This is a genomic window from Rhodococcus sp. PvR044, assembly GCF_040548995.1.
GTDB classification, from domain to species: Bacteria; Actinomycetota; Actinomycetes; order Mycobacteriales; family Mycobacteriaceae; genus Rhodococcus_G; species Rhodococcus_G oryzae.
This window is the reverse complement of sequence record NZ_JBEPSX010000001.1, coordinates 1,297,824-1,311,021: the sequence shown is the minus strand read 5'-3', so window position 1 is coordinate 1,311,021 and position 13,198 is coordinate 1,297,824. Positions and strand designations below refer to the sequence as shown.

The 13,198-nt window shown below is 70.2% G+C and carries 14 protein-coding genes; 8 read left to right on the top strand and 6 right to left on the bottom strand.

Features of this window, described 5'->3' with window-relative positions; all coding sequences use genetic code 11:
• Positions 1-81: 81 nt before the first annotated feature.
• Positions 82-2,055, top strand: a complete 1,974-nt coding sequence (locus tag ABIC28_RS05990) for an alkaline phosphatase D family protein (RefSeq protein WP_097211265.1) — start codon at positions 82-84, stop codon at positions 2,053-2,055.
• A 33-nt stretch (positions 2,056-2,088) separates the two neighbouring features.
• Positions 2,089-2,436 (top strand): hypothetical protein, encoded by a 348-nt coding sequence (locus tag ABIC28_RS05985; RefSeq protein WP_097211264.1) that lies wholly within the window; start codon positions 2,089-2,091, stop codon positions 2,434-2,436.
• Between the two features lie 15 nt (positions 2,437-2,451).
• Here the strand turns inward: ABIC28_RS05985 and ABIC28_RS05980 are convergent, their stop codons facing one another.
• The 3 genes from ABIC28_RS05980 to ABIC28_RS05970 all read right to left on the bottom strand — a co-directional run bounded on the left by ABIC28_RS05980 (position 2,452) and on the right by ABIC28_RS05970 (position 5,012).
• On the bottom strand, positions 2,452-3,654 hold the full coding sequence (locus tag ABIC28_RS05980; RefSeq protein ID WP_097211263.1) for a cation:proton antiporter: 1,203 nt from the start codon (positions 3,652-3,654) through the stop codon (positions 2,452-2,454).
• Between the two features lie 114 nt (positions 3,655-3,768).
• Positions 3,769-4,251 carry a cation:proton antiporter regulatory subunit gene (locus ABIC28_RS05975; RefSeq protein WP_077041413.1) on the bottom strand — a complete coding sequence of 161 codons (483 nt, stop codon included), beginning with the start codon at positions 4,249-4,251 and terminating at the stop codon, positions 3,769-3,771.
• A 59-nt stretch (positions 4,252-4,310) separates the two neighbouring features.
• A complete protein-coding gene (locus tag ABIC28_RS05970; protein ID WP_097211262.1) occupies positions 4,311-5,012 on the bottom strand; it encodes a GAP family protein in 702 nt (233 codons plus the stop codon).
• A 109-nt stretch (positions 5,013-5,121) separates the two neighbouring features.
• On the opposite strand from ABIC28_RS05970, the gene ABIC28_RS05965 reads away from it, so the two are divergent.
• Both ABIC28_RS05965 and ABIC28_RS05960 read left to right on the top strand, forming a co-directional pair.
• On the top strand, positions 5,122-6,309 hold the full coding sequence (locus tag ABIC28_RS05965; RefSeq protein ID WP_179800507.1) for a sensor histidine kinase: 1,188 nt from the start codon (positions 5,122-5,124) through the stop codon (positions 6,307-6,309).
• The gene (locus tag ABIC28_RS05960; protein ID WP_097211260.1) at positions 6,306-6,947 is read left to right on the top strand and encodes a response regulator; all 642 of its coding nucleotides are present in this window, start codon (positions 6,306-6,308) and stop codon (positions 6,945-6,947) included. The genes ABIC28_RS05965 and ABIC28_RS05960 overlap by 4 nt, the downstream gene beginning before the upstream one ends.
• Here the strand turns inward: ABIC28_RS05960 and ABIC28_RS05955 are convergent.
• Entirely contained in the window at positions 6,900-7,304 is a 405-nt protein-coding gene (locus tag ABIC28_RS05955) for a DUF952 domain-containing protein (RefSeq protein WP_097211259.1), read from the bottom strand. The genes ABIC28_RS05960 and ABIC28_RS05955 overlap by 48 nt on opposite strands.
• 204 nt (positions 7,305-7,508) lie before the next feature.
• Between ABIC28_RS05955 and ABIC28_RS05950 the strand changes: the two genes are divergently transcribed.
• Complete coding sequence (locus ABIC28_RS05950; RefSeq protein WP_097211258.1) at positions 7,509-7,712, top strand: DUF7455 domain-containing protein; 204 nt, start codon at positions 7,509-7,511, stop codon at positions 7,710-7,712.
• A gap of 97 nt (positions 7,713-7,809) precedes the next feature.
• Here ABIC28_RS05950 and ABIC28_RS05945 read toward each other — a convergent pair whose 3' ends face one another.
• Positions 7,810-9,537 (bottom strand): DEAD/DEAH box helicase, encoded by a 1,728-nt coding sequence (locus ABIC28_RS05945; protein ID WP_097211257.1) that lies wholly within the window; start codon positions 9,535-9,537, stop codon positions 7,810-7,812.
• Between the two features lie 224 nt (positions 9,538-9,761).
• Here ABIC28_RS05945 and ABIC28_RS05940 point away from each other — a divergent pair, with 224 nt between their 5' ends.
• Positions 9,762-10,943: a YihY/virulence factor BrkB family protein gene (locus tag ABIC28_RS05940; RefSeq protein ID WP_097211256.1), complete on the top strand. Its 1,182-nt coding sequence runs from the start codon at positions 9,762-9,764 to the stop codon at positions 10,941-10,943.
• On the opposite strand, the gene ABIC28_RS05935 is transcribed toward ABIC28_RS05940, so the two are convergent.
• Entirely contained in the window at positions 10,916-11,152 is a 237-nt protein-coding gene (locus ABIC28_RS05935) for a DUF3039 domain-containing protein (RefSeq protein ID WP_077041408.1), read from the bottom strand. The two genes, ABIC28_RS05940 and ABIC28_RS05935, sit on opposite strands and share 28 nt — an antisense overlap.
• A gap of 80 nt (positions 11,153-11,232) precedes the next feature.
• On the opposite strand from ABIC28_RS05935, the gene ABIC28_RS05930 reads away from it, so the two are divergent.
• Positions 11,233-11,595, top strand: coding sequence for a DUF3099 domain-containing protein (locus tag ABIC28_RS05930; RefSeq protein WP_097211255.1), 363 nt, complete (start codon positions 11,233-11,235; stop codon positions 11,593-11,595).
• A 52-nt stretch (positions 11,596-11,647) separates the two neighbouring features.
• Positions 11,648-13,135, top strand: coding sequence for a DUF7782 domain-containing protein (locus ABIC28_RS05925; RefSeq protein ID WP_269588098.1), 1,488 nt, complete (start codon positions 11,648-11,650; stop codon positions 13,133-13,135).
• Positions 13,136-13,198: the final 63 nt, after the last annotated feature.

Sequence of the window (13,198 nt, the reverse complement as noted above, 5' to 3'; positions counted from 1 at the left end):
CCACCGACAGTTCACCCGGCACACGCCGGGCCGTCATCGGATCCCCACCGTGCACGCCCCGCGGTGGGCGAAACTTGCCGGATGAGTGAGCAGTCCCCTCTCGCCCCGACCTCCCCGCGCGGCCCCTCCCGCCGCACGTTCCTGCGCGGCTCCGCCCTCGGCGGCTTCGCGGTCGCCGGTCTCCGACACGCCCCGTCCGCGGCCGCCGCGGCGCCGTCCGCCGATGCCGCCCGTGTCGACTACCCCACGTGCTGCCCCGGACCGTTCGCCAACGGCGTCGCCAGCGGCGACCCGCTGCCCGACCGCGTCATCCTCTGGACCCGTCTCATGCCCGAGCGCGTGGCCGGCGCCCCCGGCCCCGTGCGGTGGGAGGTGGCCACCGACCCAGCCGTGACGGCCCTCGTCCGCTCCGGTGAGCAGACCCCGGTGGCGGAGCACGACTTCACGGTGAAGGTCGACGTCACCGGCCTGGCCCCGGCCGCGACGTACTACTACCGCTTCACGCATTCCGGCGCCCACTCGATCACCGGGCGAACGCGCACGGCGCCTGCCCCGGGTGCCGCCGTCGACCGGGTGCGCATCGCCGCGATGTCGTGCAGCTCCTACTGGTCTTCGTACTGGAGCGGGTTCGAGCACATCGCCGCCAGGGACGACCTCGATCTCGTGCTGCACGTGGGCGACTACATCTACGACTTCCCCGACAAGGACGAGCTGGTGCGCTCGCGCGTCGGCTTCGCCGACATGGACCACCCGGACAACCGGGATTGGCTCGACCTCGCCGAGGTGCGCAGGCGGTACGCGCTGTGGCGCTCGGACCCCCAGTTCATCCGGGCCCACCAGCAGCACCCGTGGATGATCGTGTGGGACAACCACGACATCGACGTCGCCTACGGCAACGAGGTGAACGCGCCCTTGACCGACCCGGCGTCGGCGACCACGACCCTCTCCGACACGGTGCGCGCGTTCCACGAGTGGACTCCGACCCGGCCCGTGCGCGCCGACGGCAGCGGCGAGTTCGTGCTCGTCGACGACGGCTCCTATCCCACACCGGAGGACCCGTTGCTCGTCTACCGGACGCTGCGTTACGGCGACCTCGTCGACATCGTCGGGATCGACGCCGAGTTGCGCGACGTGCGCGGGCAAACCGCCGACTCCTCGCATCTGCCCCCCGGGCAGCGGAGCCTCCTCGGTCGGCGGCAGTACGAGTGGCTCACGGCCACGCTCACCGACTCGTCGCACCGGAATACCCGGTGGCGGGTCATCGGGAACCAGGGGTGGTTCGCTCCGACCGACATCCCGGAGGTCGTGCAGGGGGTGAAGATGCCGAAGCTCGGCATCGGCCGCTGGGGCAAGTACGCCGCCGAGCGCGAGGCGATCGTCGACCACCTCAGGGGCGCACGCGGCGAGCGGATCTGGCGGAACGTCATGGTGACCGGCGACGCGCACGGGAATTTCGCATCCGACGTGATCTCCACGGAGTACCTCGGCGACGGGTATCTCTCGGGGATACCCGGCCGCAACACCCGTAACGGTGCCGAACCGCATAACCACGGCGCCGGGGCGCTGCGGATGAGCACCGGCAACGGTGGCCCGGTGCCCACAGGCGCGGACGACCCCGCCGACGTCCGAGGCCTGTCCGTCGGTGTCGAGTTCGCCCCCACCTCGATGGGACGCGGCGGCGCCGACGACATGATCCGCGGCGCCACCGGCCTCGGGCCGGCGGAGTCCACCGAGATCGCGCGCGCCGCCGAGGCTTCGATCCTCACGCTCAACCGCAACGCCCAGTTCGTCGAGTGGGTCGACCACGGCTACGGGATCATCGACCTCGACCGCGACCGCGCCGTGTTCGAGTTCTGGTGGCAGGACAAGCACGTGCCGCGCTCGCCGGACGTCCTCGGCCACCAGATGGTGGCGTTCGCCGAGGAGGACCGATCGGCGGTGCCGCCGCGGTTCCGGGATCAGATCGATGGCGTCGAGCTGCACGGGCTGCCGTATGCGCCGACCTCCGGGGCGCCGCACGGCCCGCCTGCGCCGTGGTTCCCGCCGGAGGCCTAGACCGACCTAGACTGGATCGCGAGGTGACCCGAGATGACGACCGAAGACCGGCGGCACGACCACCCGGACACGGTGGTGTTCGGCAACACGCGGGAGATCGCCGATCGCATCATGGCGTTGCCCGATCGGGTGGTGCGGGCGCTCACGGTCGCGAAGGACCGCTGCGCCCACGGCAGCCTGAGGCTGCAGATCTTCCACAACCTCTACAACCCCGAACTCGGCATCGGCCGCTACCTCTTCGTCCCCGGCGACGACACCGAGCCGCACTGGGTGGAGACGCTCGACGGCACCGTGACGCTCCGTTGCCCGTGCTGCCAGGACGAGGTCGCGAAGGTCGGCGACGTCGTCGAGCGGTTCCGCAACGCGCGGCACAAGCGGTGAGCCCGGCGGACGACGTCAGGTCGTGAGGTAGGGGTCGCTCGACTCCCCTGACGGCTTCTGCGGCCGCCGCAACGCACTAACGAGTGGCTCGACCACCCGCGCCGCAACCGGGCCGAGGATCGCCATCAGCAGCACGTACGCGGTCGCCAGCGCCGCGAGCTCGCCCTCGACCGCGCCCGCCGCCACCGCGAGGCCCGCGATGACGATCGAGAACTCGCCGCGGGCGACCAGGGCGGCGCCCGCCCTCGCCCGGCCCATCACGGCGACGCCCTGCCTGCGGGCGGCCCACCATCCCGTCGCGATCTTGGTCGCGGTCGTCGCCACCGCCAGCAGGACCGCCCAACCGAGGACAGGCGGAATGGTGCCCGGATCGGTGTTAAGGCCGAACACCACGAAGAACATCGCCGCGAACAGGTCCCGGAGGGGCTCGAGCACCTTCGCCGCGTTGCGGGCGGTGGACCCGGAGATCGCGATGCCGAGCAGGAACGCCCCGACCGCGGCCGACACCTGCATCGCCGAGGCGATCCCGGCGACCAACAGTGCCGCGCCCAGCAGCTTGAGGAGGAAGACCTCCTTGTCCTTGCTGTCGACGATCGCCGACACGTAGTGGCCGTAGCGCAGCGCGATCACCAGCACCAGGGTGACCACGCACAACGAGATCGCCAGCGCCTGCAGGCCGCCGAAGAAGCCGACCCCGGCCAGGATCGCCGTCAGGATCGGCAGGTAGACGGCCATGGTCAGGTCCTCGAACACGAGGATCGCCAGCACGACAGGGGTTTCGCGGTTGCCGAGCCTGCCCAGGTCGCTGAGGACCTTCGCGATGATGCCCGAGGACGAGATGTAGGTGACGCCGCCCATCACGAGGGCACCGACCGGCCCCCACCCGAGCATGAACGCGACGATCACGCCCGGCACCGCGTTGAGCACGATGTCCACCGCACCCGCCATCCACGACTTGCGCAGCCCGGTGACCAGCTCGCTCGCGGTGTACTCGAGGCCGAGCAGCAGGAGCAGCAGGACCACGCCGATCTCACCGGCGAGGTGCCCGAAGTCGCCGATGCCGTCGAGCGTGAAGAACCCACCCTCGCCGAAGCAGAGGCCACCGACCAGGTAGAGCGGGATCGGCGACATCCCGATTCGGCCCGCCAGGCGCCCGAGGACACCCAACGCGAAGAACACCGCGCCGAGCTGGATCAGCGAGAGCGCGGTGCTAGTCATGGTGCCCCGGGTGGTTGCCGGAGCTCATCCGGTTGTCTTGGTCTTCGCCGGAGCTCATCCGGTTGTCTTGGTCTTCGCCGGAGCTCATCCGTGATTCTGGGTCTTCGCCGGAGCTCATCCGTGGTGCAGGATCTTGGCCGCACCGTCGAGCCCGTCCGAGGTACCCACTGCGACCAAGAGGTCTCCCTCGGTGAGGTTGAAATCCGGATTCGGCGACGGGTACACCTGTCCGGCCCGCATCACCGCCACCACCGAGACCCCGGTCCTGGTTCGCATCGCGGTCTCCCCCAGCGTCCGGCCGTCGAAGGGCGAGTCCTCGGTGATCGGCAGTTGCCGGGTGTTGATCCCCGGCAGGTCACGGTGTTCCTCCCGCAACTGCGAGACCAGCTGCGGGGCGCCGAGCAGATTGCCCAGTACAGCGGCCTCCTCGTCGGTCAGCGGCACCGAGGCGGCACAGGCATCGGGATCGTCCTTCTTCGAGACGATGAGGTCCGTCCCGCCGTCCCGATGGGTGACCACGCCGATGCGCCTGCCGGTCGACAGCTCGAAATCCTTCCGGATGCCGATCCCAGGAAGGGGAGTCACTTCCACGTTCATGACTCAACGGTAGCGCCGCGCGCGGGATCGGTGCCGCGACGCGCGATATTCGCAGGTGATCAGCGAAAGAAGAGCTGGACGGCGGCATCGCGGGCGATCAGGAATCCCGCGATGCCGAGCACCCAGCCCAGTGCACTGTCCGCATGTCTGGACAGGAAGCCGTCCGCGCGCGCCAGCCAGGGCTCGACCCGCGTGTGCGCCACGGTCCTGGCGAGGATCAGCAGGCAGGCGGGGAGCACCATCACGACGCAATAGCCGGCCAGCAGCCCCGCCGAGACCGCTGGGGACAGCCCACTCGAGATCATCAACCCGATCGCCGCGAGGTACGGCAGCATCGTGACCAGTTCGAGGGCGCCCGCGCTCATCGCCAGGACCGCGACGCCTGATCCGGAGGACTGCGCATCCAGAGCCCTTGCCCGCCACCGGGTCACCCGACCGCCATCGCCACCGCCGGCCTTCGCCCTGGAGTCGAATCGCCAGCTGATGGCGAACAGGCCGGCACCGAGCGCCAACTGCACACCGAGCGCGACGGGTCCGCGCAGCACAGACCCTGCCGCGGCGATTCCGGTCGACGCCGTCAGCAGGACCAGCACCCCCACCGCGAAGTAGAAGCCCGCGATCGCGCCCAGGTACGCGACCATCCGGCGCACCGGCGGCCGCTCCGGGGACATCAACAGCCACAGCGGGATCACCAGCGTCCCCAGGCTGGTGCTGTCCACCAGAGCGAGCGCGACGAGCCCGAGCACGAGTGCCATCTCCATGCAGACGATCATCACCAGCGCGACACCGCCGCGACATCGCCCGTACGCCGGATCCGGCGTCCTCCCTTGGGAGGACGTCACGGGGTTCTCGGTGTGCTGTGATGATGGCGTGTCACGTTGGACCGCCCTGTCCTCATTCGCGCAGAGTGCCCTGATCGCGCTCCTCGCGTTCGCCGCGGGCACCGTGCTCTACTCGACCGCCCTGTACTCGCTCGCGCCGATCTCCGCCGGGGTCCCCGTCCCGATCAGACTGGCGCTGCTGGCCGCGATCTGCGGTGCGGCCGTGTTCCGGCGGGACCGCCCGGTGCTGGCGATCTGGCTCGCCACGATCCCCCTCGGCATCGATTTCGCGCTCGGGCCGACCCTGCCGATCTGGCTGGTCTTTTCCGACCTCGTGTACGCGGTCGTGCTGTACGGCACCGCCAGGCAGTCCCGCGCCATGGTCGGCGTGGCAGCGGCGGGCACGACCGTGTGCCTGGCCATCGTGCTGGTCCTCACCAGGAGCTGGCAGCCGTTGGTGATCGGCACGATCGCGGCCTTCGCGTTCGTCGGCACCCCGCTGTGGTGGGGGCGCGCGGTGCGGCTGCACAAGGACGTCGCCGACTCCGAGCGTGCCCGAGCCGAGGCGCTGACCACCATCGCGGCCCTGGATCGGCAGGCGGCGATCGCGGACGAGCGGAATCGGATGGCCCGGGATCTGCACGACGTCATCGCGGGCCACCTGTCCGCGATCGCCATCCAGTCCGAGGCCGCCCTCGGCATCACCGGCCAGGAGTCCGACGAGCGCCTGCTCCGGATCCTGGAATCGGTGCGCGGCAACAGCATCGACGCGCTCGAGGAGATGCGCTCGATGATCGGCCTGCTCCGGACGGACATCGTCGACGAGGCGGCGGCGCCTGGCCGTCTCCGCCAGCTCGCCAAGCTGGTCGACTCCGCACAGGCCGCGGGCACCGAGGTCGCGGTGCTCGACGACCTCGCACCCGGCCAGCTCCCCACCGCCGTGGACCACACCGCCTATCGGATCGCCCAGGAGGCCCTCACCAATGCCATCAAGCACGCACCGGGCCATCCGGTCGAGCTCACCCTTCGGTCGCAGTCCGGGCAGTTGCTGATGACGGTCAGCAATCCGCTTCCACCGCGAGGGTTCCCGTCGGATCCGCCACGCCAACGCACCGGGCTCACCAACATGCGCGAGCGCACCGAGCTGCTCGGTGGCCGGTTCAGCGCGGGACCTGCCCCCGACGGCTGGCGGGTCGCGGTGTCCATCCCGGTCGACGGACCGGCGGCGGGCGCATGATCCGGGTGGTGGTCGCCGACGACCACGCCGCGATCCGGTCCGGGTTGTCGATGATCCTCGGGTCCGCCGATGACATCGAGGTGGTCGGCGAGGCCGCCGACGGCGAGGTGGCGCTCGGCCAGGCCCGCGCGTTGCGGCCCGACGTGGTGCTGATGGACATCCGGATGCCCGGCACCGACGGCATCGCGGCGACTCGGGAGATCACCGCGGCCGGCCTGGCCCATGTTCTGGTGCTGACCACCTTCGACATCGACGAGTACGTGTTCGGGGCGCTGCAGGCGGGCGCCTCCGGGTTCCTGTTGAAATCGGCGACGGCCGCGGAGTTGACGGCGGCCGTCCGCGCGGTCGCCGCCGGGGACGGCGTGCTGGCCCCACAGGTGACGCGCACCCTGATCGACGCCTTCGCGGCGGTCCCGCCGACCCCGGCGCCCCGGCCCGCGGGCCTCGAGGACCTCACCGACCGAGAGCGGGAGGTGCTCGATTGTCTGGGCGACGGTCTGACGAACCAGCAGATCGCCGGGCGCCTGTTCATCGGGGAGACCACCGTCAAGACCCATGTGTCCCGGGTGCTCACCAAGCTCGGTGTCAGCTCACGCGTCCAGGCCGCGATCATCGCCAGGGAACTCCCCGCGTCCTGAGTCCTCCTGCGTCCCGAACCTGCCGTCGGGACCGGGTCGATACGCGCGCACCCCGATGATCGCCACCGCCGGGAGCGGCCCGTACAGATGCGGGAACCGCATCGACTCCGGGTCCGTCGGCACGCCCGGTTCCCAGCGGACCTCGGCCCCGAGTCGCTCCCGGTCCAGGTACAACAGCACGAGATCGGTGCGGCCAGCGAACAGCCGGTTGGCAGGCAGGTGCACCTGTTCGATGCTCGAGAGGTGCACGAACCCGTCGGCGTCATAGGTCTCGGGCAGCCGCGCCCCCGCCCGCTGCGCCTGCCGCCACTGTTCGGCGGTGCAGATGTGTACCAGGGTGCTGTCCGGATGAGTCACCCCCGCAGGCTATCCGGGCACCCCGGCAGTGATCTACGTCACGCGCGAGGCCCGTGTTCCCTGTTAGTGAAACCACAAAGAAACGCCGACGGGAACAACTCCTGAAGCCCAAACGTCTGACAGAGTGGATTCACCGCGCCATCCCGGTGCGGCGGACCAGGCCCCAGGCACCCGGCTTCGGCCGAACGCCAGTACGGAGGAGTCATGCCCGGAACACTGACCAGCCCCCCATTGACCGCTGCCGACCGGTGCGACCGGTGTGGTGCGGGAGCCCGCGTGCGCGCGGTCCTCTCGACTGGTGGAGAACTTCTCTTCTGCCAGCACCACGCCAATGAGCACGAGGATCGACTCCGCGCGATGAACGCCACCATCGTCTCCGATGCCGTACTCGATGAGGCGACGATCTAGGCCGTCAGCCAAACCGGGCGCCCGTTCGGGGCACCCCAGTCAGCACAGAGCCCGCACCTCCCGGTGCGGGCTCTGTCCGGTTTTCAGCGTTGCCGTCTCACCACTGGCGGAGCATCGCGATCCGTTCGGTGAGCTGCTCGACCGTGGCGATCGCCGTCGGCGGACCGCCGCAGACCCGACGCAGCTCACCGTGGATCCACCCGTGCGGCTTGCCGGTCCGATGGTGCTGCATCGCGACGAGCCCGTTGAGCTCCTTGCGCAGCTCCGCCAGCTTGCTCGCGGACGAGACCCGGTCGGCCACCGCGGCGGGCGCCTGGACCGGCGCCGGCTCCCTTGCCCCCTTGTCCAGCTGACCGGCCTGACGCTCACGCAGCAGGGCCCGCATCTGGTCGGCATCGAGCAGCCCCGGCAGGCCAAGGTAGTCCGCCTCCTCGTCGCTACCCGAGAAGGTCGCCGTCCCGAACGAGGATCCGTCGTAGATCACCTGGTCGAGCTCTGCGTCGGCACCGAGCGAGGTGAACGCCTTCTCCTCCTCGCCCGGTTCGTCCTTCTGCTTGTTGGCGTCGACGAGCAGTTCGTCGTCGAGGCCGTCCTTCTCCCTGTGCGGCTTGCCGAGCACGTGGTCGCGCTGCAGCTCGAGCTGGCTGGCGAGGTCGAGCAGCACCGGCACGGAGGGCACGAAGACGCTCGCCGTCTCGCCCTTGGCCCGCATGCGCACGAACCGGCCGATGGCCTGCGCGAAGAACAGGGGGGTCGAGGAGCTGGTGGCGTAGACGCCGACGGCCAGGCGCGGCACGTCGACACCCTCGGACACCATCCGCACCGCCACCATCCACGGCTCGGAGCTCTCGCTGAACTCGGCGATCTTCTTCGAGGCGGTCGGGTCGTCGGACAGCACGACGGTCGGCGCCCGCCCGGTGCCTGCCTCGAGGATCTTCGCGTACGCCCGCGCCACCGTCTGGTCCGTCGCGATGACCAGACCGCCCGCATCGGGCATGCCACCGGCGCGCAGCTGCTGCAGCCGGGTGTTGGCGGCGGTGAGCACCGACGGGATCCAGTCGCCGTTCGGGTCGAGAGCGGTCCGCCACGCACGCGCGGTCTGCTCGGCGGACAGCGGCTCGCCGAGCCGGGCCGCGAACTCCTCACCGGCGTTGTTGCGCCAGCGCGCCTCCCCCGAGTACGCCAGGAAGACCACGGGCCGCACGACGCCGTCGGCGAGGGCGTCCGAGTAGCCGTAGGAATGGTCGGCCTTCGACCGCATCAGACCCTCGCGGTCCGGCTCGTACTGCACGAACGGGATCGCGCTGTCGTCGCTGCGGAACGGGGTACCGGTCAGGGCCAGCCGGCGGGTGGCGGGCTCGTACGCCTCCCGGATCGCGTCGCCCCAGCTCTTGGCGTCGCCGCCGTGGTGGATCTCGTCGAGGATCACCAGGGTGCGCCGGTTCTCGGTACGCACCCGATGCTTGGTCGGATGCGAGGCCACCTGCGCGTAGGTGACGACCACGCCGTGATACTCGGCGGACGTCTGCCCCGTCGAGTTGGTGAAGTTCGAGTCCAGCGCGATGCCAACCCGGGCGGCGGCCCCCGACCACTGGTGCTTGAGGTGCTCGGTGGGTGCGACGACGGTCACCTGGTCGATGGTGCGGTCGCGCAGCAGCTCCGCGGCGACCCGGAGCGCGAATGTCGTCTTGCCTGCGCCGGGCGTCGCCACCGCGAGGAAGTCGCGGGGCCCGGTGGCCAGGTATTTGGTCAGCGCGCGACGCTGCCACGCTCGGAGGGTGGCGACGGGTGCGGGTGGTGTCGATTCGGTACTACCCGTGAGCACTGTCGCTGCCGCTCCTTCTGCACTGTGTCCGTGATGCGATCGGTCGCCGTGATTCGATCCTGGAGGAGCCTAACGCCGACCACCGACGTTCCCCGCATCACCGGCGACCGCGCGTCGCGGCGTGGTCATGGACCGGCGGCGATCTCTGGTAGCGGCAGATTTCTCCCGACACGAGGGGCCTCAATGCGCGGCGATGTGGCCGCGTCGGGAATGCTGGAACCATCATGGACGAGCCGAGCAACGGAGAGCCGGGCGGCGACCAGCCTGCCGGGCGTGCCGATGCGCGCTCGGGATTCCATCCGTTCCACCGGGCCTGGCAGGTCATCGCGAGAACCGCGACGAAGGCCTGGGGCGACTCGATCTTCGGCAAGGCCGCGACGGCCGCCTTCTGGCAGACCCTGTCGCTGCCTCCCCTGCTGCTCGGACTGCTCGGCAGCATCGGCTACGTGGGCGGCTGGTTCGGCCCCGACACGGTCGAGATCATCGAGTCGAAGATCATCACCTTCAGCCGCACGGCCTTCAGCGAGAGCGTCGTCGACCAGCTCATCAGCCCGACGGTGAACGATGTCCTCGGCCAGGGCCGCCCCGAGATCGTCTCGGCCGGTTTCCTGCTGTCGCTGTGGGCGGGCTCGTCGGCGATCTCCACGTTCGTCGACTCCATCGTCGAGGCGCATGGTCAGAAGGACGTGAGACACCCCGTCTGGCAACGTATCTTCGCGCTGCTGCTCTATGTGATGTTTCTCATCGTCGCGGTGTTCGTGCTGCCGCTCGTCGCACTGGGACCCACCCTGATCGGGCAGGTGCTGCCACGATCCTGGTACTCGTTCGGGACCGAGGCGGTGGATGCCTTCTACTACCCGGCCGTCGGCCTGCTCCTGATCATCGGCCTGACCACCCTGTACAAGGTGGCGCTGGCCAAGTCCCTGCCCTGGCACCGACTACTCGGCGGATCGCTGCTCGCGGGCGTCTTCTTCATGGGCGCGAGCACCGTCCTGCGCTGGTATCTCTCCTGGATCACCCAGACCGGCTACACCTACGGCGCGCTGGCTGCGCCGATCGCCTTCTTGCTGTTCACGTTCTTCCTCGGCTTCGCGGTGGTCCTCGGCGCCGAGTTCAACGCGACCATCCAGGAGTTCTGGCCGGCCAGGGCCACCCGGATGGAGCAGATGCGGGAGTGGCTCGCCGCACAGGCCGCGGCGGCCGCACGGGCGCCAGACGGCGCGTCCGTCGGGCCCGTCACGAATCTCACCAGGCGCCTCGCCGGCGGCCCGATGCGGATCACCGGACCGGACCGGGGCAAGCACGAGGCCGCCGAGGACGCGCCCACCGTCGACGAGGCCGAGGGCACCGACGGCGGCCGCTGTCCGGTCGTGGCGGCTCAGTCGCCCGCGCGCAACCCGTCGTAGATCTTCTTGCATTCGGGGCACACCGGCGAGCCGGGCTTGGCCGATTTGGTCACCGGGAAGACCTCACCGCACAACGCGACGACGTGGGTACCCATCACCGCGCTCTCGGCGATCTTGTTCTTCTTCACATAGTGGAAGAACTTGGGGCGGTCGTCATCGGTGGACTCGTCGGTGGTGGTGTCGGGACGTTCCTTGGTCTGAGTGCTCACCCGTCCATGATGACGCACTCCCGCGCGGTGGGCGAGCCCCCGGTAGTGCATTCGACTGCGGAGAGTGGGAAGGTGGACAGATGGCATCGAGTTCGGATTTCGACCGCGCGAAGGGCAACGACGACGCGTCGGGAAACCCGGTTCTCATCACCGATGCGGCCCAGTCGTTCTACGACGAACAGCGCATCCGGGTCCGCAAGTACACGATCCTGATGGCGATCCGGATCCCGGCACTGGTGCTGGCCGCGCTGGCCTACAGCGAATGGGCCAACCCCTGGATCAGCCTCGCCATCATCGGCATCTCCGTCCCGTTGCCGTGGATCGCGGTGCTGGTCGCGAACGACCGCCCGCCGCGCAAGTCCGACGAGCCGCGCCGCTACGACCACCAGGCCCCGACCCCGCCCGCGATCGAATCACAGCAGCACCCCACGATCGAGGGCTGACGTTTCGGCGTCGACCGCCGACCCCGCCGCCACGAGCTGACAAACTGTGGCGGTGAACCGAGAACTGCTCTCCGCCTGCGCTCCGCTCCGCGAGGCCCTGCACCGCACCGAGTACACCGCCGACGCCCTGCTGGAGATGCTCGGCTCCGACGCCCACGACGCGCTCGGCCGCAGCGAGCCCGTTCCTGTCCGCCTGGCCAGCCGCAGCGCGGGCGATCTCGGGGTACTGACGAGGCTCTTCCTTTTGACCGATCCCTGCCCCGCGGCGGAGGTCGCGCACGCGCTGCGGCCGCTCGATCTGGACCGGGCAGTGGCGGTGGGACTGCTCGAGCGCTCGGGCGACGAGGTCCGGGCGGCGCTCGACCTGCGGCCGCTCGATCTCGGCGCGGGCAACCGATGGGTGCTCTCCGACCTGGACGGCAGCATGGGTCCGCGGACCACGGCGCCCGATCACGTCCTCGGCGTCGGGCACGCATCGCTGTCCCTGCTCCGCGCCACCCCGACGACCCCGACCGGGTCGGTGCTGGACCTGGGCACCGGCTGCGGCATCCAGGCGCTGCACGCCGCCGGGTACGCGCGGTCGGTCACGGCCACCGACATCAACCTGCGCGCGCTCGACCTGTCGGCTGCGACGTTCGCGCTCAACGAGATCGACGTCGAGGTGCTCGGCGGTCCGTGGTTCGAGCCGGTCGACGGCCGCCGATTCGACCGGGTGGTCGCCAACCCGCCGTTCGTGGTCGGCCGCGGCCGGGTCGAGCACACCTACCGCGATTCCGGGCTCGATCTCGACGGCGCAAGCGAGCTGATGGTCTCGAACGTGCTCGACCACCTCGAGCCGGGCGGCACCGCCTCCATGCTGGCGTCCTGGGTGCACGTGCACGGCGAGGACTGGCGGTCGCGGATCGCGTCCTGGCTGCCCGCGCACGGCGTGGACGCCTGGATCGTGCAGCGCGACGTCGCCGACCCCGCACTGTACGTGGGCACGTGGATGCGCGACGGCGGCCTGGATCCGCGGGATCCGGCGACCGCGGCGCAGGCCGAGGCATGGTTGGCCCATTTCGAGGCGGCCGACGTCGAGGGCATCGGCTTCGGCTTCGTCTACCTGCGCCGCACGGACGAGCCGAGCGATGTGCTCGCGGAGGACCTGCGGCACGGCTTCACCGATCCGCTCGGCGGCGAGGCGCTCGGCTATTTCGACCGGCTGGCCTGGTTGCGCGAGCGTGACGTGCTCGAACGGCGCTTCAGGCTCGAGCCGACGACCGCCCTCGAACGGGTGTCGCTGCCGGGCGAGGAGGGCTGGCAGCAGGTCGTGGCCCGCGTGCACCGCGGCAGTGGGCCGAACTGGCAGCACGAGGTGGACGACCTGACCGCCGCTCTGCTCGGCGGAATGCGGCCGGACTCGCTGGCGTTGAACGAGCTGCTCGAACTGCTGGCGGCCGCGAACGGCGAGGATCCCGACGAACTCGCCGCCGCCGCCATCCCGCTGGTGCACTCGCTGGTTCGGCACGGGCTGGTGCTGCCCGCGGAGTTCCCGCGGTAGTTCCCGGCCGGTTCCCCCGGCCCGTCTTCTCAGCAACTTCTCAGGACCGCCGGCGCAAAAATG

Excerpts from the sequence above, each read along its gene's own strand:
- ABIC28_RS05990 (WP_097211265.1), top strand. The coding sequence starts at position 82 with ATGAGTGAGCAGTCCCCTCTCGCCCCGACCTCCCCGCGCGGCCCCTCC.
- ABIC28_RS05985 (WP_097211264.1), top strand. The coding sequence starts at position 2,089 with ATGACGACCGAAGACCGGCGGCACGACCACCCGGACACGGTGGTGTTC.
- ABIC28_RS05980 (WP_097211263.1), bottom strand. The coding sequence starts at position 3,654 with ATGACTAGCACCGCGCTCTCGCTGATCCAGCTCGGCGCGGTGTTCTTC.
- ABIC28_RS05975 (WP_077041413.1), bottom strand. The coding sequence starts at position 4,251 with ATGAACGTGGAAGTGACTCCCCTTCCTGGGATCGGCATCCGGAAGGAT.
- ABIC28_RS05970 (WP_097211262.1), bottom strand. The coding sequence starts at position 5,012 with ATGGAGATGGCACTCGTGCTCGGGCTCGTCGCGCTCGCTCTGGTGGAC.
- ABIC28_RS05960 (WP_097211260.1), top strand. The coding sequence starts at position 6,306 with ATGATCCGGGTGGTGGTCGCCGACGACCACGCCGCGATCCGGTCCGGG.
- ABIC28_RS05950 (WP_097211258.1), top strand. The coding sequence starts at position 7,509 with ATGCCCGGAACACTGACCAGCCCCCCATTGACCGCTGCCGACCGGTGC.
- ABIC28_RS05940 (WP_097211256.1), top strand. The coding sequence starts at position 9,762 with ATGGACGAGCCGAGCAACGGAGAGCCGGGCGGCGACCAGCCTGCCGGG.
- ABIC28_RS05930 (WP_097211255.1), top strand. The coding sequence starts at position 11,233 with ATGGCATCGAGTTCGGATTTCGACCGCGCGAAGGGCAACGACGACGCG.